At 62.9% G+C, this 15950-nt stretch carries 17 protein-coding genes, 1 tRNA gene, 1 other RNA gene and 1 pseudogene; 13 read left to right on the top strand and 7 right to left on the bottom strand.

Annotation, left to right across the window (positions count from 1 at the left end):
* Positions 1-2: 2 nt before the first annotated feature.
* Both MUG95_RS02995 and MUG95_RS03000 read right to left on the bottom strand, forming a co-directional pair.
* Positions 3-386: a DUF7993 family protein gene (locus tag MUG95_RS02995; protein WP_247009594.1), complete on the bottom strand. Its 384-nt coding sequence runs from the start codon at positions 384-386 to the stop codon at positions 3-5.
* The gene (locus MUG95_RS03000) at positions 386-826 is read right to left on the bottom strand and encodes a DUF2240 family protein (RefSeq protein WP_247009595.1); all 441 of its coding nucleotides are present in this window, start codon (positions 824-826) and stop codon (positions 386-388) included. The genes MUG95_RS02995 and MUG95_RS03000 overlap by 1 nt, the downstream gene beginning before the upstream one ends.
* 163 nt (positions 827-989) lie before the next feature.
* Here MUG95_RS03000 and MUG95_RS03005 point away from each other — a divergent pair, with 163 nt between their 5' ends.
* The 5 genes from MUG95_RS03005 (at position 990) to MUG95_RS03025 (ending at position 6484) form a co-directional block, all read left to right on the top strand.
* Positions 990-1367 carry a 30S ribosomal protein S8e gene (locus tag MUG95_RS03005; protein ID WP_247009596.1) on the top strand — a complete coding sequence of 126 codons (378 nt, stop codon included), beginning with the start codon at positions 990-992 and terminating at the stop codon, positions 1365-1367.
* 340 nt (positions 1368-1707) lie between these two features.
* The gene (locus MUG95_RS03010) at positions 1708-2973 is read left to right on the top strand and encodes a HEAT repeat domain-containing protein (protein ID WP_247009597.1); all 1266 of its coding nucleotides are present in this window, start codon (positions 1708-1710) and stop codon (positions 2971-2973) included.
* Between the two features lie 87 nt (positions 2974-3060).
* On the top strand, positions 3061-4728 hold the full coding sequence (locus MUG95_RS03015; RefSeq protein ID WP_247009598.1) for a hypothetical protein: 1668 nt from the start codon (positions 3061-3063) through the stop codon (positions 4726-4728).
* Positions 4728-5675 carry a hypothetical protein gene (locus MUG95_RS03020; protein WP_247009599.1) on the top strand — a complete coding sequence of 316 codons (948 nt, stop codon included), beginning with the start codon at positions 4728-4730 and terminating at the stop codon, positions 5673-5675. The genes MUG95_RS03015 and MUG95_RS03020 overlap by 1 nt, the downstream gene beginning before the upstream one ends.
* A complete protein-coding gene (locus tag MUG95_RS03025) occupies positions 5675-6484 on the top strand; it encodes a bactofilin family protein (RefSeq protein WP_247009600.1) in 810 nt (269 codons plus the stop codon). Before MUG95_RS03020 ends, MUG95_RS03025 begins: the two co-directional genes overlap by 1 nt.
* 70 nt (positions 6485-6554) lie before the next feature.
* Here MUG95_RS03025 and MUG95_RS16990 read toward each other — a convergent pair.
* The 3 genes and pseudogenes from MUG95_RS16990 to MUG95_RS03040 all read right to left on the bottom strand — a co-directional run bounded on the left by MUG95_RS16990 (position 6555) and on the right by MUG95_RS03040 (position 9901).
* Positions 6555-6890 (bottom strand): annotated as a pseudogene (locus tag MUG95_RS16990) (SHOCT domain-containing protein).
* A 604-nt stretch (positions 6891-7494) separates the two neighbouring features.
* Positions 7495-8784, bottom strand: coding sequence for an MFS transporter (locus MUG95_RS03035; RefSeq protein WP_247009602.1), 1290 nt, complete (start codon positions 8782-8784; stop codon positions 7495-7497).
* A gap of 4 nt (positions 8785-8788) precedes the next feature.
* Positions 8789-9901, bottom strand: coding sequence for an MBL fold metallo-hydrolase (locus MUG95_RS03040; protein ID WP_247009603.1), 1113 nt, complete (start codon positions 9899-9901; stop codon positions 8789-8791).
* 89 nt (positions 9902-9990) lie between these two features.
* Here MUG95_RS03040 and MUG95_RS03045 point away from each other — a divergent pair, with 89 nt between their 5' ends.
* From MUG95_RS03045 to MUG95_RS03055, 3 genes are all read left to right on the top strand, one after another.
* Complete coding sequence (locus MUG95_RS03045) at positions 9991-10725, top strand: helix-turn-helix domain-containing protein (RefSeq protein WP_247009604.1); 735 nt, start codon at positions 9991-9993, stop codon at positions 10723-10725.
* Between the two features lie 69 nt (positions 10726-10794).
* Positions 10795-11400: a class I SAM-dependent methyltransferase gene (locus MUG95_RS03050; RefSeq protein ID WP_247009605.1), complete on the top strand. Its 606-nt coding sequence runs from the start codon at positions 10795-10797 to the stop codon at positions 11398-11400.
* A 39-nt stretch (positions 11401-11439) separates the two neighbouring features.
* Positions 11440-12249: a nucleoside phosphorylase gene (locus MUG95_RS03055; protein ID WP_247009606.1), complete on the top strand. Its 810-nt coding sequence runs from the start codon at positions 11440-11442 to the stop codon at positions 12247-12249.
* A gap of 202 nt (positions 12250-12451) precedes the next feature.
* On the opposite strand, the gene MUG95_RS03060 is transcribed toward MUG95_RS03055, so the two are convergent.
* Positions 12452-12526 (bottom strand) — tRNA-Arg (locus MUG95_RS03060).
* Between the two features lie 126 nt (positions 12527-12652).
* On the opposite strand from MUG95_RS03060, the gene MUG95_RS03065 reads away from it, so the two are divergent.
* The 3 genes from MUG95_RS03065 to MUG95_RS03075 all read left to right on the top strand — a co-directional run bounded on the left by MUG95_RS03065 (position 12653) and on the right by MUG95_RS03075 (position 14702).
* Positions 12653-13501, top strand: a complete 849-nt coding sequence (locus tag MUG95_RS03065; RefSeq protein ID WP_247009607.1) for a geranylgeranylglycerol-phosphate geranylgeranyltransferase — start codon at positions 12653-12655, stop codon at positions 13499-13501.
* 129 nt (positions 13502-13630) lie between these two features.
* The gene (locus MUG95_RS03070) at positions 13631-14251 is read left to right on the top strand and encodes an RAD55 family ATPase (RefSeq protein ID WP_247009608.1); all 621 of its coding nucleotides are present in this window, start codon (positions 13631-13633) and stop codon (positions 14249-14251) included.
* A 40-nt stretch (positions 14252-14291) separates the two neighbouring features.
* The gene (locus MUG95_RS03075; protein WP_247009609.1) at positions 14292-14702 is read left to right on the top strand and encodes a CoA-binding protein; all 411 of its coding nucleotides are present in this window, start codon (positions 14292-14294) and stop codon (positions 14700-14702) included.
* Between the two features lie 22 nt (positions 14703-14724).
* On the opposite strand, the gene MUG95_RS03080 is transcribed toward MUG95_RS03075, so the two are convergent.
* Entirely contained in the window at positions 14725-15054 is a 330-nt protein-coding gene (locus MUG95_RS03080) for a DUF5798 family protein (protein WP_247009610.1), read from the bottom strand.
* 87 nt (positions 15055-15141) lie between these two features.
* On the opposite strand from MUG95_RS03080, the gene MUG95_RS03085 reads away from it, so the two are divergent.
* Both MUG95_RS03085 and ffs read left to right on the top strand, forming a co-directional pair.
* Positions 15142-15531 (top strand): DUF7548 family protein, encoded by a 390-nt coding sequence (locus MUG95_RS03085; RefSeq protein ID WP_247009611.1) that lies wholly within the window; start codon positions 15142-15144, stop codon positions 15529-15531.
* 68 nt (positions 15532-15599) lie between these two features.
* An RNA gene (gene ffs / locus MUG95_RS03090) (signal recognition particle sRNA) lies at positions 15600-15911 on the top strand.
* The last annotated feature ends 39 nt before the right edge of the window (positions 15912-15950 follow it).

Genomic DNA, 15950 nt, shown 5'->3' on the forward strand with positions numbered 1-15950 from the left:
TCTCAGTCGCTCTCTCGTTCGTTCGCGACAGCCACGACATCCACCGCCGACTTGACTTCGGCACCGCTCTCGACGAACACGAGCGTCCGCGGTGGCTCGACTGCCTTCGGTCTGACCCGCAGGTCGGCACGCTCGGCGGCGGCCGCGCCCCGTTCGACACCGGTCAGGAGCTCGATTCGGAGCCGGTCGGGGTGGACGTACGTTTCGGCGATGGGGTCGCCGGCGAGTGCGACCCGGTAGGCGAACGTTCCGTCGTCGGTGGGGTCGGCGTCCGGGTCGGCGTCGACGACTGCCATGTCGCCGAGGACACCCGACTCGCGGCCCGTCACCTCGGAGGCGAGCAGTTGCCCGATACGGCGGCCGTCGGTGATGCGGTCCTCGACCATCACAGGTCACCGATGGCGCGTTCTGCGTCGGCGGCCACGTCGACGCCGCGGCGACGGGCGTACACGACGGCGGCAGCCTCGACGGTGACGCCGAGGTCAGCCTGTAGTGCGTTGATTTCAGCGACGGCCGACTGCTTCTCGACGCCGGCGTCCTCGATGGCCGAGAGGAGTCGCTCGAACGTCGACCGCTCTTGGAGGATGGACTCCTCGGGCACGAACCCCTCCGGTACTTCGACGTCGTCGGCGGAGAATTCGACCGTCACCTGACCGTCCGTGCGCGTCACGACCCCCTCGCTGGCGGCCACGTCGAGCAGTCGCTTCGCCTGGTCGGGCGTGAACCAGTCGCGGTCCAACGAGAGGGCGACGACGAACTCGCTTTCGGGCATGCTCGCCTGTCCCGCCTGTCGGAACGGAACCGCCACGGCCGTCCGCAAACTCATCGTTTTCTTTCGAAACCGGGCGAAGGGTAAACCTGCCGGTGGCGGCGCGGGCCTCGCCTGTGCCCGTGGTGGGGACCGGTCGACGGCGTGCCCCTCGTTTCCGACCGCCGACACGCGACGTAGAGTCGAACGCTTCAAGTGGTCCGTCGTGAATTCACACAGTATGAGAGACCAAGGACGCTCCACGCGCAAGCGTACCGGCGGCCGGCTCCGCCCGAACCACAAGAAGAAAAAGCACGAACTCGGCGGCGAACCGACCGAGACACGGGTCGGCGAACACAAACTCAAGCGCGTCGACAAGCGCGGCAACACCGAGAAAGTCCGTGCCATCGAGACGGACACCGCGAGCGTCGCCGTCGACGGCGAAGTGGTCGCCGCCGACATCGAGAACGTCGCCGAGAACGGTTCCAACCCCAACTACGCCCGCCGGAACATCATCACGCAGGGTGCCGTCATCGAGACGAGCGAGGGTCGCGCCCGCGTGACTTCCCGTCCGGGACAGGACGGCCAAATCAACGCCGTGCTGGTCGACGAAGCGTAACCGCGCCCACCGAGTCGTCGAACTCACTTCGTCGGCGTCGGTAGCCGTCGTCTCGGCTACCGGCACGTGTTTTCTTTCGAGGGTAGAAACCAATTTTGTACAGTTTTACCGCCGAATACATTCTGTAAGTGCGTATTTCGGCCGCAAATTACCTCGTAGACCAAAGAGATTATGTCCGGAAGAAGTCACATATCACACGAATGTTACGGAGGCAGGCACACAAGGGCAACCGTCGGTACTGTCGCGGTACCGGGCGGGAACACGGGACACCAATTTCGGCGGATGGATGCTGCTGCGGCGAGCGGCGAGTCGCGGCAGAACGTGTCAGTAAACGAGATAGATGATATTCTTTCTGTTGAAAATCGTCCGGTTCTTCGTCGGACTGTTGGTGAAAGTAGTGTCGTTGCCGGTGAAGTTGGTGTTGAAACTGCTCGGGGCACAGCAGTCCGACGACGAGGCGTTCCCGTCGAGCGACCCTGACACGGGAACCGCTAGTGGGGCTGTCACTTCCACGGACACCGAGACGACGGCCGCTGACGGCCCGCTCGATGTCGGGGCCGCACAGGCGAAGACGAACATCGAGCGGTTCCGCAAGGGGATGCTCGCCGTCGGCGCGCTCCAGTTGCTACTGGGACTCGTCAGCATCTACGGGCTGTTACAGGCGCAACTGACGCAGCTACCAGCCGGACTCGTCGGGAGCGTCGTCGGCGTCTCGCTCCTCTTCGCGCTAGTCCCCATCGTGGTCGGCCTCAAACTCCGGTCGTACCCGTCCGGACTGTGGTACGTCGGGATGGGGATGTGCGTACTCGTCGCCGTCGGGTCGCTGTTTGAACTCCCCGGCGGCCTCGTCGGGACGGCCGTCTACGGCGCGCTCGGCTACCTCGGCTACACCGGCCGTCCGGCACTCTCGACACTCGGCGACGGTGACCCGGCCGGCGAGAGTCGAACGGAGACGCCACACCAGCCGAACACACAGGGCACTGCACCGGCGGACGCGGGCGGTGAGACGGTGCCGGCGTCGGACTCGAACACTGCCAGCGCGGACACGGGGACGGAAACCACCCCGGCGGCCAGTGACCGGGACACGTCGCCGACGGGCGTGCCCAGCGATTCCACAGCACCCGCGACAGCCACGGACGAGGAGAGGGCGGCGGACGCAGGCGCCGAAACGGACGACGGTTCCGCCGCGCCAGCGGAGGCGGCGGACGACGCTGAAACAGCGGAGACGGCCGCCGACGGTGCGACCGCCACAGCCGAACCGGACGGCGCAGACGAGGACGGCGATACGACACCGGCGGCGGACGCCGGGAGTGATACCCTCGAAGGCTATCACGACGAACTGACCGCGCCAGACCCCGAGACACGGGAATCGGCCGTCGCGGACCTCGCGGCCGCGACTCGGGAGGACGCAGTCCCGAGTCAGGCCGCCATCGACGCGCTCACCGAGCGGCTCGACGACGACGACGCCGCCGTCCGGGCCGCCGCCTGTCGGGCACTCGGTGACCTCGGTGCGGAGCGGGCGAAGCCGACGCTGAAAGACCTGCGCCTCGACACGGACCCGGACGTAAGTCGCGCAGCGAGTCAAGCACTCAGGGAGATAGAATGACCGACACGAACCCGACGACAGTTCCACGAACCGGACGCACAGTTTCGAGCCAGCGACACGACACCACGGAACTCGGAGGTGACGGCGATGCGCGTGCGTGATGTCGTGTACGAGAGCGACGGACCGGCCGACGAGGACACGGCGCGGGCACTCGCAATCAACGAGGTTCTGCGGGAACCGCTGTCGGAGTTCCTCGACGAACAGCAGACGCGGTTGCGGTACGTGCTCGCAATCGGACTCGTCGCCGTCGTCCTCGGCGTCGGTGCACTGGCCGCCGATGCCGGCGCGGCGGTCGGCGGCGGCCTCGTCGCGGTCGGTCTCGCCGTCGGCGGCGGTGGCTACGCGTACCTCAACAGCCAGTCGCCCGACGTGACGGTTCGGTCGGTGCAGAAGGGATACTGGACGGCGCACTGCCTCCCCGTACAGGACGGGGCGATACTCTACGACGCCACGAAGTCGGTCGGGACGACGCGGTTCGAACTCGAACAGTTGACCGACCCGGAGGCGATTGCCAGCGCGAACGAACGGCTCACCGACATCGAAGAGTTCCCCGTCGTGATGCCCCGAGACGGAAACGTCGAGGAGACAGTTACGGGGACGCTCGACGAGGTCAAGGCCGAAATCGAGACGGCAGAGCAGTACACCGTGCAGGCACCAGTCGTCCCGGCTGAGGGGGCCGAACGCGAGGCCGTCGAGTCGTTGGCGGGACTGGCCGAGGACGACAGCGTCTCGGCGGACGTGGACGTGTCGGTCGACGAGGCACGGAGCGACGTCCGAGAACTGGACGAGTTAGAGCAGATGGCGGCCGCCGAGGGTGCCGAGAGCGAACTGGAGTCGCTGTCGGACACTAGCCGGCAGTTGGTCGAGGACCTCTCGGGGATGCAGGAGACTGCGGTCGACCTGCTGAACGACCACATCGGGACGGCGGCGGACGCGTTCGGCCTCGTGAGCTACAACTTCTACTGTCCCGACTGCCAGACGGACGACATCGACTCGGTCGTCGAACTGTCCGACCCACAGGATGGCGACTGGTACTGTGAGACGTGCCGGACGACCCACGACACGGCAGCCGTCATCCCGCGCCACCGCATCAAGGACGATATCGTCAACCCCGTCTGGGACCAGTTGTGGCGAGAGAAAGACGACCAACGGCGCGAGATTTACGAGAACATCGAGGACCAGAAGGCGGACCTGCAGGAACGAGAGTTCGAGCAACGCCGTGAGGAGATTCGGTCGACGACCGACCGCATTCGAGAACTCCGGTCCCGGATTCGTGACCTCAAGACCGAGGCGAAGGCCGCCGAGGGGAAAGTCTCCGAAATCGGCGACCTGATGGTCAAATACGAGCGGCTCCACGACCAGCGAAAGCAGGCCTTCGAGGAGGAAGTCGAGTCGTCCTTCGCGGAAATCGACGCCGAGACGGACCAGATACTCGAAGAGACGCGCAACGAGGAACAGAAGCGAATCGAGGCGGCAGAGCAGGCGGCCAAAGAGAAAGCCGAGATGATGCGCGAAGAGGAGCGGCGGCGGGAAGTGGAGAAGTTCGTCGCCGAGCAACAACTGGCGGACGAACGCGCCCGTGCGCAGCTCGAACATCAAAAGGAAGAGATGGCGATGGAACGCAAACACCACCGCGAGGACTGGATGCTCGAAACCCGGGGACGCACGTCGTTCTCGGGACACATCGACAAGATGCGACAGCGGAAAGACCGGGTGCTCGGAGCCACGGCGCGCGACCACGGGGGTGATTCCTGATGGCGAACGACGACCTACTGAAGCCGCTCCGGGCGATAAACGAGACCATCGCGAACCTCCGGCAGGACGTTCAGAAACTCACCGGAGAGGCCAAGAAAATCAAGGAGGCCATCACCGAGTCCGCTCAGACGATTCGTGACGCCATTCAGGAGAACATCCAGGCACAGGCGGAACTCAAGCTGATGGAGTACGTCATGGAGGTGAAGTCGGTCAAGCCACAGATAGACGCCGAGTTCGAGCAAATCAAGACCGAGCGGAGTGAGCTCGAAGGTCGACTCGAGAGCATCGGCGAGCGGTACGAGCGGAAACAGGCCGAGCTGGACGAGAAGGCACAGGAGCGAATCCGGGACCTCGGGTCACACATCTTCGAGATAGAGGAAGACCAGTTCGAGAACGGTATCGAGGACCCGTTCACGTCGCAAGTGACCACCGCGTGGCAGGCACTCCAAGCACACAACGCGGACGTGGGGGAAGAGCGGTCACAGGCGGTCCGAGATACCACGAGCGAAGCCGTCCAGACGATGTACGACTTCGTCGACCGACAGGAGCAACTCCTCGACACCATCGAGGACCACCGGTTCGACTCGGCCGAAACGCCGTTGCCGACCGACGAGTACGACCAGTTACAGGTGCCGTACTACGTCGTCGAGTACGAGCAGGACGGTGTCGTGAACCAGCAGGTCGTCGTCCCGTCACAGGTGTCGAACGACGGGACCGACTGGTGTGCCGCCTCGCTCGACGCCGACGCTGGCGTCGAGTCACTCATGGGTAACGTCACCCCGGTATCGGACCCGGCGACGACCGACACGCTGTCGGAAGGAACCGTCAGTGAGGCGCTCGGTCGGTACGGCGAGTCGTCGCCGCTCGGCCTCTCGTACGCCGACGCCGCGACGGACGCCATGCCGGACAGTGGCAGGGTCGAGGTCCAACAGGAGGTCGACGAGTAATGGCGCACATCGAGCAAAACCGTGCCGTCGTCGAGAGCGACGAGACGTTCGACGGGCGCATCGCTCCGGCCGAGCAGGCGGAAATCGGTCGTCCCGTCCGGTTGCGCGACGGAGCAACCATCGAGGGGAGCGTGTACGGTGGAACTGTCGAAACCGAGGCCGGAGTCACCGTCGAGGGGTCGGTCATGGCCGACGACGGCATCGAACTCGACGGAACCCGCGTCGGCGGCGAAGTCGGCACACCCGACAAGGTAGTTGCGTCCGACAGCCACATCGACGGGACGGTCACCGGACAGCGGGTCCGACTCGTCGACTGTATCGTTCGCGGGAACGTCGTCGGGGCGAACGTCATCCTCGAAGACTGCATCGTCTTGGGTATCGCGACTGCGGAGCGTCGCCTCGCCGTCGAGGACTCGCTGTGTTACACGTTCCGCAGTCAGGGTGAGACCGAACTCCGGGACGCCACGCTCGTTCTCCCGCAGGCCATCGCGGACGGGCCGCTCGACATCGAAACGCCGGTCACGGTGGCCGGACTCGGGAACATGGACGTGACCGACGACGCCGAGAGCGACGGGCGTCTGCCGGAGATGGACGCGAACGACTGCTACGAACAGGACGGGACGACGTACCTCACGCTCGCGCCACGCATCCTCAACCTCGAAAAGGTCACCGGCCGTCTCGAAGAACTCGAGCGAGCGGTGATGGCCGCCGTCGACGACACGAGCGGCGACGGCGGCACCGAGATGAGCGTCGAGGACGTCCTCTCGCTGTTCGACGTCGACCACGGACACGCGTCGACGCCGGGCTGACGCCGCCTCTCGGGTGCCCCGCCGCGGAGTCAGTCACTCTCGGCGAGGGTCCTGAATCGGTGGCCCGGTCTCAGGCGTCTCGTTCGAGAGTCTCCCGTCGGTTTTCGTACTCTTCGTCGGTCACCTCGCCCCGGGCGTAGGCACGGCGGAGTTCTTCGAGCGCGGTGTCGGCGTCGCGCTGGCCGCCCGCTACCGTCCGATAGACGAGGTAGCCGCCGCCGACGAGTGCGGCGAGGAACAGGAGTCACATCACGATGGCTCCGACGAACAGCCACCCCGATATCGTTCCGTCGCCCCACATTCCGCTCCCCCACATCCCGCCCATCATCGGACCACTCCCCATCATCCCGGTGCCCAGGAACAGTATCGGGAGGACGACGACGGCACCGAGAACGAGCAAGGCAATCGTGACGAGTTGACGGCTGCCTGTATTTTCTTACATATATCTCTGTGGGCCGCTGGTTAGTAGTACACCCCCCCTCTTTCAATGCGATTGCGCTTTATATGCTATCGTCGGTGCGTGCGGTATCTTTCGGCACGAAGGGGGATGGTGCCCGGAAAGCTTCGATTCGAACTGGAGCGTCGAATCGTACGACGTGCTTCGAGAAGGTTCGGCGTCACCGGAGACGCGGCCCGCTGTGACTGCTCAGTGACTCGCTCGATGCCTTCCCTCTCAAATAGCCGTAATCGCAAGCACAACAAACCCCATCGCAAGCAGCGACGGGAGTGACTAAGCCCCCAGCAGCAAGCTGCTCAACGTCTGACGGAAGCACCGGCCCCGTCTGCCTCGCTTGCTCAAACAAATAACTACGCACCGCAAACAGCACAGCAACCACCCAGTCAGTGCTAACCCCATGCCCCTGGTCGGGAATCGTTGTCCGATTCCACCGATACCGAACCGCAAGTACCCCAACAAACACGCCACCGACAACATAGATTAGCTCGATTCTGGCTGGGCTGAGAGAAAGAAGACGTACGATACAGCCGGAGAAAAAGTATCTCTTAGTGGGTTAGTCCTGCGGAACTGTCTGGGTCGGCTGCTCTGTGGCAGGTGCGGGAGGCTCGTGTGTCCCGAAGTCTGGGTGAGTCTCTTCCATCCAGAGATATACGACTGCCCCGGAAATGAACATCAGGATCGCAGTCATGTAGAATGCGGCTTCGGCGTTCACGAACTCCATCGAGAGTCCGATCAGGATCGCGCCGACGGCGTAGCCGGAATCGCGCCACATCCGGTAGACTCCCATCCCTGCCGACCGCCACGTCGGGTGAGCAGCGTCGCTCGGTACAGTCATCAGGTTCGGATACAGCAACGCCATGCCGAGACCGGACATCGCGGCCAAGACTGTCCACGCGAGGTACCCCTCGACGAGTACCATTCCGAGGACGCCAGCACCTGCGAGGAACATCCCCCAGATGACGGGCGGCCGGCGACCGATACGGTCAGCAAGTCCACCGGTCGCAATCTGGAGGAAGTACATCGCGCTGTGGACACCGACGACGACACCGACAGCCGCAATACCAAGCCCCTGGCTTACCAGATACAGCGGGACGGCGATCCAGAACAGCGTGTCGACGAAGTTCTCGATATGACCGGCCTGAGCCGCAGCGAACAGCGTCTCGTCACCGTAGGTCGCTCGCTTCACCACCTCGTTGAACGGCAGGTTCGCGTCGTGGTGGTCGTCGTCACCTTCGGCTTGGGCGTATTGGACGGTTTCCTTGATCAGGAAGATGGAGATGAGGAACGCCAGCACGACGACGACGGCCAGGAAGTAGAACGGCTCCGGCCGGAGGCTCCACTGCCCAGCAATAACGCCAGTGAGCCATGCCCCGACGGCAACGCCAGTGTAGCCGAACGACTCATCGATTCCGACCGCAAGGCCACGCTGGTCGGGCCCTGCGAGGTCAATCTTCGCGTTGATCGCCATACTCCACGTCAGCGCCTGGTTGATACCGAGCAGGATGTTCCCGACGGTGATCCAGCCCCAACTCGGAGCGAAGATGAGGATAATCGGCAAGGGGAGTGCCGTCGCCCACCCGGCGACGAGGACTGGCTTCCGGCCGTAATCCTCACCCCATTTGCCAGCGTAGAGATTGAGGACCGATTTCACGATTCCGAACGAGACGACGAACGAACCGATAACCAGGAACGATTCGACGCCGAGTACCTCTTCGCCCAGAATGGGGACGACGGTCCGTTCGGACCCGATGGTTAGGCCGGTGGCGAACACCAGCAGGACGTGGAGTGAGAACTGTCCGAGATGCTCGCGGATTCCCTGTCTGATTTCAGTTCCCGGACTCATAGGTTCATTCAGCAGCGCAGTTGTTGGGGCCCAGTTCCAGTTCGGCCAGTTCGTCGCTCGGGACCGATTCCTGTCCGACGTTCGTCCGCTTGACGCGCTCGAAGTTCGGCGGGTGATCCGGGATGTCAGCTGCGAGTTCGCGGACGAACTCCTCTCGGTCGCGGCCAAGGTCGTCGTTCCAGTCCTTGACCTCCGCAAGGGTCGCCGACACCGGTGGTTCGGGCGAGCCAGGGTCGTGTGCTGGCAGGACCAGCGCGTCGTCCGGTCGGGCCAGCAATCGCTGAAGACTCTCGTAGAGCGTCGCCGCGTTCTGTTCGACGTCGGAGTCCTCGATTCCCGCTTCGACACCGAGTTCGACGCGTCCCACGCTCTCGTGAAAGAGTGTATCGCCCGTGATCAGGGCGGCACCGTCGATGTCGAACGAGACGCTCCCCTCGCTGTGTCCCGGCGTGTGAATGACCTCGATGTCGAGACTGCCGACTGTTACAGTTTGTCCGTCCTCGGCTGGCGTCGCGTCGATTGCGAGAGCATCCTTCGGATGGAGGTAGTAGGGGACGCCGTGATGGTCGGCGAGCTCCGCCGCACCCGAGACGTGGTCGGCGTGGGCGTGCGTGTCGAAGACCCCGACCAAGTCGGCGTCGTACTCCTCGACAATGGCCTCGTATTCGTCGAGATAGTGTGACGGGTCGAAGACGACTGCTTCACCGCCTGAAACGAGAACGTGCGAGAGGCAGCCCTTCCCCGGGCGTGCGACCTGAATGAGCGTGCCATCGATATCGGCGGGTACCTCCGCGTACCGGTGGACACGGCTCCAGCCGTTCATCCCATCGGTGAGCGTCACCGCATCGTAGTCCAACTCCTGGAGAACTTCTGTCGCGGTCTCAGAGACGACACCTGCGGCACAGACCGTGACGACTCGGTCGTCACGGGGCAAGTCTGAGAGGGCGTCCTTGGCCTGTTCAGGGTCGTCAGTTAATTCGTCGTAGACATCGACGTTGATGCTGTCTGGGATATGCCAGTCCTCGAAATCCGCTTCGTGGCGAATATCGAGGACGAGCGGCCCGCCATCACCATTCCGCAACTGTGCGCTGAGTTCTTCCGGCGTGATCTCCTGCATCGGTATCCCTGAATAGAGGATATATTTGTATATACGAACTGCCGGACATGACCGGCATCGTTAATTTTGACCAGCCCAAAGTTGGCCGTATGAGTCTGTACGAAGCCTCGATACGGGTCGAACACGAGTGTCCGTACCGAGAAATCTCGGAGCGCCACCCGGACTTGACGATACGTGAGTGGCCGCTGAGCGACTGCCAAGTGCTCGAAATCACCTCCGAGACGACACCGACTGATGAGCTACTCGACGAGATCAGTCGGCTTGGAACCATCCTTCACGAATCGAAGGGGGAAGACGGGTATCACGTCGTCACGCAGTCGTGTCTCTGCTCACTGGAAGAGTCCATCATCGACCGATTCGAGGAGCACAACTGTCTGTATCAGTCACCAACGATCTACCGCCAAGGCTGGGAGCACTACACGGTAGTTGCATTCGACGGTGACGACATCCGGGAGTTACTCGGTGACCTGCGATCCGACAGGGAAATCGAACTGCTCTCGAAGACGTCGATTTCGGAGACGCAGATTCCCCACAGTATGCTGGCACCGGCGAGTCAGCTGTTCGAGAATCTCACTGACCGACAGCTAGCGGCACTCCAGTTAGCACTGGAACGCGGCTACTACGAACAACCGCGGAAGACTTCCCTCCGAGACCTTACCGAACAAACAGCCGTCGCTCGTTCAACGTACGAAGAGCACCTCCGAAAGGCCGAGAACAAACTCCTCACGAACGCGGGCCAGTTTCTGCGACTGGTCACCGCTACCGCCACGTCTGACCCATTAGAAGTAGAGAAGACACGACAGGCCAAGCGAGCGGCCGAATAGACAGCCGCCGATGTCAAGTAGGAAAGTGGACGAGCAAATCACAAACTGGGACAAAGGTACGAACACGATATGAGCGACGGAGAGAGTTTCATTCGATTCTATGAAAGCGAGTTCGGGATGACGATCATGGATCGCGAGGCTGCATACGTGAAACAGCACGTCAGTGCGGACGACCGAATTTTAGACGTTGGATGCGGCATCGGCTCGCTCGAAGAGCGTTTTCCCGGCCACGAAATGATCGGGGTGGATCGCTCGGAGGCGATGATCCAGGCAGCACAGGATCGAGTTTCTGCACCGTTCGTGCTCGGCGATGCGACCGCGCTCCCTGTCGCATCAGCGTCCGTCGATGCTGTCGTCTCCGTCTCGACGCTCGAATTCATTCCCGAAATCGAGACAGTCCTTGCGGAAGCCACTCGCGTACTCGCTCCTGGAGGGACTCTCGTTGCACTCGTGTTGAACACACGTTCCGAGTACGTTCAATCGAATCTCCAGCGAGAAGGTTCCTACTTCCAGCGGATGGTTCACCGGGACTCTGAGGCGTTGGCGGACACGATACTTGAGTGCGTCGAGGGCGAGCAGGAGTTCTTCTTGGGTATCTCCGACGAGCAAGTCTTCGAGAGCACAGACCCATCGAAAGCTGCGATCTCAGCGGTAGTCGGGACTCTGCCTGAGTGACCGCAATATCCTTGCCCTGGTTCCGTGAACACGAACTACATGACCGATTCGTCCGATCCGGACACGTCCCCGCTTTTCGAGGCGAAAGAATTCGACGAATCATCTGTATTCTCGCCGGAAGCACTGCTGGAGAACGCTCGACGGCAGAAAGACCTCCCAGAACACTCAGTTCCGGATATCTGTATCCTCGATCCAGATGGAGATATTGTGCGCCAGTTGTCGGCCACCGGCGAAGCACACGAAGATGAAGCGTGGCCCGGTTATCACACTGACCTCTATCGGTTCGAACGAAACGGCGAGGAGTTCGGAATTGTCGGGTGTGCTGTCGGGGCACCGTTCGCTGTGCTGCTTGCAGAGCAATTGTTCGCCGCAGGCTGCCAGTTTCTCATAAGCGTCACCTCCTCAGGACAGATCGTACCCAAGGACGATCCGCCCTACTTCGTTCTCATCGATCGCGCGCTCCGCGACGAAGGAACGAGTCACCATTACCACTCGACGAGTCGCTATGCAACTCTCGATGAAGAGCTTCGTGCTCCGGTCGAGGAGGAGTGCAAAACCGTGTCTCGACCTGTATACACGGGAGCAACGTGGACAACGGACGCCCCGTTTCGGGAAACGGAGACTGCAATCGACCGTGCCCGATTAGACGAGATTCTTGCTGTCGAAATGGAGGCAGCAGCACTCTACACGTTCGCCGACGTTCGAGAGCAACCACTCGTTTGCTTCGCCCACGTGACCAACCAAATGGGACAGACAGAGGAAGATTTCGAGAAAGGGGATGCAGATGGGAGTCTGGATGCATTAGAGGTGATTGACGCGTCTGCTACGGCTTGGCGATCGTTGAATTGACGTATCCAGCGATACGTTCAGGAACGATGTAGTGGTGGGCACAACATCACTCGGTGTTTTTATTTCTTATTTCCGATAATTTTGACTGTACGCGAATCCCGGTGACATCCACTCACCCAATCGCCCATCGAACCAAAGCAAAATCAGACCCGTTCGACTGATAATCGCCACGCCGTCTGGCGATTACTTCGTTCCAAATGTATGGGCGCTGCAGGATTTGAACCCGCGGCAGCTTGGTCCGAAGCCAAGTACTCTGTCCAGACTGAGCTAAGCGCCCGGATGAGGCGGTACCAGACGTTCGGTGTTAAACGACTCGGTTCAGAGTGACCGGTGGCGGGGCTGTTGGCGAGCTGCCGAGTGGCGTATCGGGTGCTTTATTTCCGGGTCGTGGGAGAGTGGGGGTATGGGCATCGGAGCGGCCGCGCGGGGGGCACTCGAACTGACACGGCCGGTGAACGCCGTCGTCGCCGGGATGTTGACGTTCATCGGGTCGTTCGTCGCCGTGCCCGTAGCGTCGCTCTCGGCGGTCCCGGTGGCCGCGGCGGTCGGTGCGACCGTCTTGGCGACCGGGGCCGGGAACGCCATCAACGACTACTTCGACCGCGACATCGACCGCATCAACGACCCCGACCGGCCGATTCCGCGTGGCGCGATTTCGCCACGCGGGGCACTCGCGTTCAGCGTCGCCCTCTTTCTGGTGGCCGTCGTCGTCGCGCTGGCACTTCTGCCGATCCTCGCCATTGCCATCGCCGTCGTGAACCTCGCCGCGTTGGTCACGTACACGGAGTTATTCAAAGGGAAGCCGGGCGTCGGGAACGCGCTGGTGGCGTACCTCGGCGGGAGTACGTTTCTGTTCGGTGGCGCGGCGGTCGGGTCGGTCGGCCCGACTGTCGTCCTCTTCTTGCTCGCGGCACTCTCGACGCTGGCCCGCGAGATTATCAAGGACGTCGAGGACGTGGCGGGTGACAGAGAGGAGGGGCTGAACACCCTCCCGATAGCAATCGGCGAGCGGCGGGCACTCCAGTTGGCCGCGGGACTGCTACTCGCGGCGGCACTCGCCAGTCCCGTCCCGTACCTGACGGGGACGTTCGGCGTGGCGTATCTGGCGGTCGTCGGTCCCGCAGACCTCGTAATGCTCGCCGCGGGCTATCGGAGTTTCGAGTGTCCGTCGGTCGGCCAGTCGCAGCTGAAATACGGAATGTTCTTGGCGGCAGCGGCGTTCGTCGCGGGGCGTGCCGCGACGGTCGTATGAATCCGCGGGTGGTTTCCGTCGTCGAATCGTCGGTCGCCGGAAGAAAAGTATATATATATGCTCGGGTCAGTAGTCGGTAGAGAAGCGACCCTGTGGCGGGGGTCACTCCGACGAAACCTTTCACAGTCCATGTACGAACTGGGTTCTGATTTCGGTGACGCGACAGTCGACCAGGGGACCAATATCCTCGTCGCTGGGCCTCCACTCTCCGGTAAACGCGAGTTGGCGATGAACGTCCTCAAACAGGGCTCCGACCGGGAGGAAGGTTCTATCGTCGTCACGACACGGGACAACGCCGAGCGCGTTCTCGACGACTTCGAGGCACTCGTCGGGTCACCCGAGAACGTCGACGTGGGTATCGTCGACTGCGTGACCAAACATCAAGGGCGGTCGGTTTCGGATACGGACCTCGTCAAGTACGCGTCTTCTCCGGTCGATATGACCGGTATCGGTATCAAGTTCTCCGAGTTCATCGAGGAGTTCACGGCCTACCGCGACATCGAACACAACCGCGTGATGTTCGACTCCATCTCGACGCTGTTGCTCTACTCGGACCTGCGGACCGTCTTCCGGTTCATGCACGTGTTCACCAGTCGCGTCGAGAAGGCAGACGCCGTCGGTATCCACGTCATCGAGTCGACGGCACACGACGAGGAGGCGATGAACACGCTCAAGCAGTTGTTCGACGGCATCGTGCGGACGGACGAGGACCGCAACGTCACGCTCCAACTCCCCGGCATCGACATGTAGCGGCGGCACGCTTTTCTCGCCGCGCACTGTCGATACAGGCATGCCAGTCGAAGACGACGCGGCACTCTCCGAGATACTCGACGCCCAGACCATCGCCGTCGTCGGCTGTTCGGCCACGCCGAGCAAGGCGGCCCACCGGATACCGAAGTACATGCAGTCACACGGCTACGAGATAGTCCCGGTCAACCCGTTCGAGGACGAAATCCTCGGCCAGCGTGCGTACGATTCGCTGTCCGAAGTCGAGGCGGACATCGACATCGTGGACGTGTTCCGGCCGAGCGACGAGGTGGCGGGCATCGTCGAGGAGGCACTCGACCGCGACGACGCGGGCGTCGTCTGGCTCCAACAGGGAATTACCGACGACGAGGCTGCAGCGAAAGCGGATGCGGCGGGTCGGCAGTTCGTCCAAGACCGCTGTCTGAAGGTCGAACACCAGCGGCTCAAGACGTAGTCGGGCGGTTCGGACCGGGGAGTCAGTCCTCGGGTTCGGCGGCCGCACCGCCGGCGGCACCGCTCGTCTCGCCGCCCGTCGCCGGGTTCTCGTCCGGGTCCTCGGCGGTCGCTATCGTGGCCTCCGCGAGGACGCGCTCGGTGTCGATGTCGGCGTCCGCCGCGAGTGCGTCGAGGAGGGCGCGCTGTTCGGCCAGTTCGTGTTCCATCCCGTCGACAGTCTCGCTCGTGCTCTCGACGGTCTGACGGAGTTGGTCGACCTCCGCGCGGAGTTGGTTCATCTTCCCGTAGAGGTCCTCCGCCGCGTCGATCATCTTCTGGATTTTCTTCTTCGTGTCGCCGAGTCCGACCATGTTCGTCGGTAGCCGCGCGCGGCCTTTGCCCTTTGGGGTCGGGCCCCGAGCGTCGTGGTTAAGTCACAGGCGTTCGCAGGTCCGGATATGGACCGGTTGCGGGTCGCTCCGACCGTCGGTATCGTCGCCTCGGTGGCCCTCGTCGTCGCACTCAGTATCCCGTATCTGCTGGGCGTCGACGGCACGGGCGGCTACTACGGGTCCGGGGGCGTGAACCCACTCCTCGCTGGCCTGTTCGCGCTGGTCACTATCATCGTCTTCGCCGCCGGACGCGAGGAGCGGTCGGACCCACAACTGGCCGCCGGCGTCGCGCTCGCGCTCGGGGTGTTCGCCGTCATCGTCACGCTCTCGTGGGCACTGACTGCCCGTGTCGACGCCGTCCAACTCACGTCCGCCCACCGGTGGGTCGTGGTCGGGGCCGCCGGGTCGGTACCGCTCAGTGCTGGCTGGTACGCCCGGACGCTCGGCGTCCTGTAGGCGCACGGGAGAAACCGACTGACGGAACCGTATCCGAAAGGCCCTTATGCGTCACCAGGAGTATCTTCATACGGACTAGGTCGGGCAGTTAGGCCCTGCTCTCTACCCGCACTACGGTCTTCAGCGGGGACCGAATCTCTGGGGCGTCCGGTCAGACGGCCGCGGGCCCCGCAAGCCAACGTCGAAGCCTCGTCCTTCGGGGGCGGCGGTCCTCGGCGGTTCGTCTGCAGGGACGACCCGCCGTGGTTAACCGAGGGCACTCCGTCAGGCGCGGAAGCGAGCAGCGGACCCTTGGACACCCGTCGCTCGAAGGGTCGCGGGGTGGAGGAGGTGCGCGGGCTTCCCCGTGTCCGAACGCCGGGCAATCCAGAGGTCCGTTCCATTCATCCACCATTTTCATCGTCGGGTAGCGGCTTCGC

Source organism: Halorientalis litorea, assembly GCF_023028225.1.
Classification (GTDB): domain Archaea; phylum Halobacteriota; class Halobacteria; order Halobacteriales; family Haloarculaceae; genus Halorientalis; species Halorientalis litorea.

Excerpts from the sequence above, each read along its gene's own strand:
- MUG95_RS03035 (WP_247009602.1), bottom strand. The coding sequence starts at position 8,784 with ATGAGTCCGGGAACTGAAATCAGACAGGGAATCCGCGAGCATCTCGGA.
- MUG95_RS03050 (WP_247009605.1), top strand. The coding sequence starts at position 10,795 with ATGAGCGACGGAGAGAGTTTCATTCGATTCTATGAAAGCGAGTTCGGG.
- MUG95_RS03000 (WP_247009595.1), bottom strand. The coding sequence starts at position 826 with ATGAGTTTGCGGACGGCCGTGGCGGTTCCGTTCCGACAGGCGGGACAG.
- MUG95_RS03005 (WP_247009596.1), top strand. The coding sequence starts at position 990 with ATGAGAGACCAAGGACGCTCCACGCGCAAGCGTACCGGCGGCCGGCTC.
- MUG95_RS03015 (WP_247009598.1), top strand. The coding sequence starts at position 3,061 with ATGCGCGTGCGTGATGTCGTGTACGAGAGCGACGGACCGGCCGACGAG.
- MUG95_RS03020 (WP_247009599.1), top strand. The coding sequence starts at position 4,728 with ATGGCGAACGACGACCTACTGAAGCCGCTCCGGGCGATAAACGAGACC.
- MUG95_RS03075 (WP_247009609.1), top strand. The coding sequence starts at position 14,292 with ATGCCAGTCGAAGACGACGCGGCACTCTCCGAGATACTCGACGCCCAG.
- MUG95_RS03040 (WP_247009603.1), bottom strand. The coding sequence starts at position 9,901 with ATGCAGGAGATCACGCCGGAAGAACTCAGCGCACAGTTGCGGAATGGT.
- MUG95_RS02995 (WP_247009594.1), bottom strand. The coding sequence starts at position 386 with ATGGTCGAGGACCGCATCACCGACGGCCGCCGTATCGGGCAACTGCTC.
- MUG95_RS03055 (WP_247009606.1), top strand. The coding sequence starts at position 11,440 with ATGACCGATTCGTCCGATCCGGACACGTCCCCGCTTTTCGAGGCGAAA.
- MUG95_RS03010 (WP_247009597.1), top strand. The coding sequence starts at position 1,708 with ATGATATTCTTTCTGTTGAAAATCGTCCGGTTCTTCGTCGGACTGTTG.
- MUG95_RS03070 (WP_247009608.1), top strand. The coding sequence starts at position 13,631 with ATGTACGAACTGGGTTCTGATTTCGGTGACGCGACAGTCGACCAGGGG.
- MUG95_RS03065 (WP_247009607.1), top strand. The coding sequence starts at position 12,653 with ATGGGCATCGGAGCGGCCGCGCGGGGGGCACTCGAACTGACACGGCCG.
- MUG95_RS03080 (WP_247009610.1), bottom strand. The coding sequence starts at position 15,054 with ATGGTCGGACTCGGCGACACGAAGAAGAAAATCCAGAAGATGATCGAC.
- MUG95_RS03085 (WP_247009611.1), top strand. The coding sequence starts at position 15,142 with ATGGACCGGTTGCGGGTCGCTCCGACCGTCGGTATCGTCGCCTCGGTG.
- MUG95_RS03025 (WP_247009600.1), top strand. The coding sequence starts at position 5,675 with ATGGCGCACATCGAGCAAAACCGTGCCGTCGTCGAGAGCGACGAGACG.
- MUG95_RS03045 (WP_247009604.1), top strand. The coding sequence starts at position 9,991 with ATGAGTCTGTACGAAGCCTCGATACGGGTCGAACACGAGTGTCCGTAC.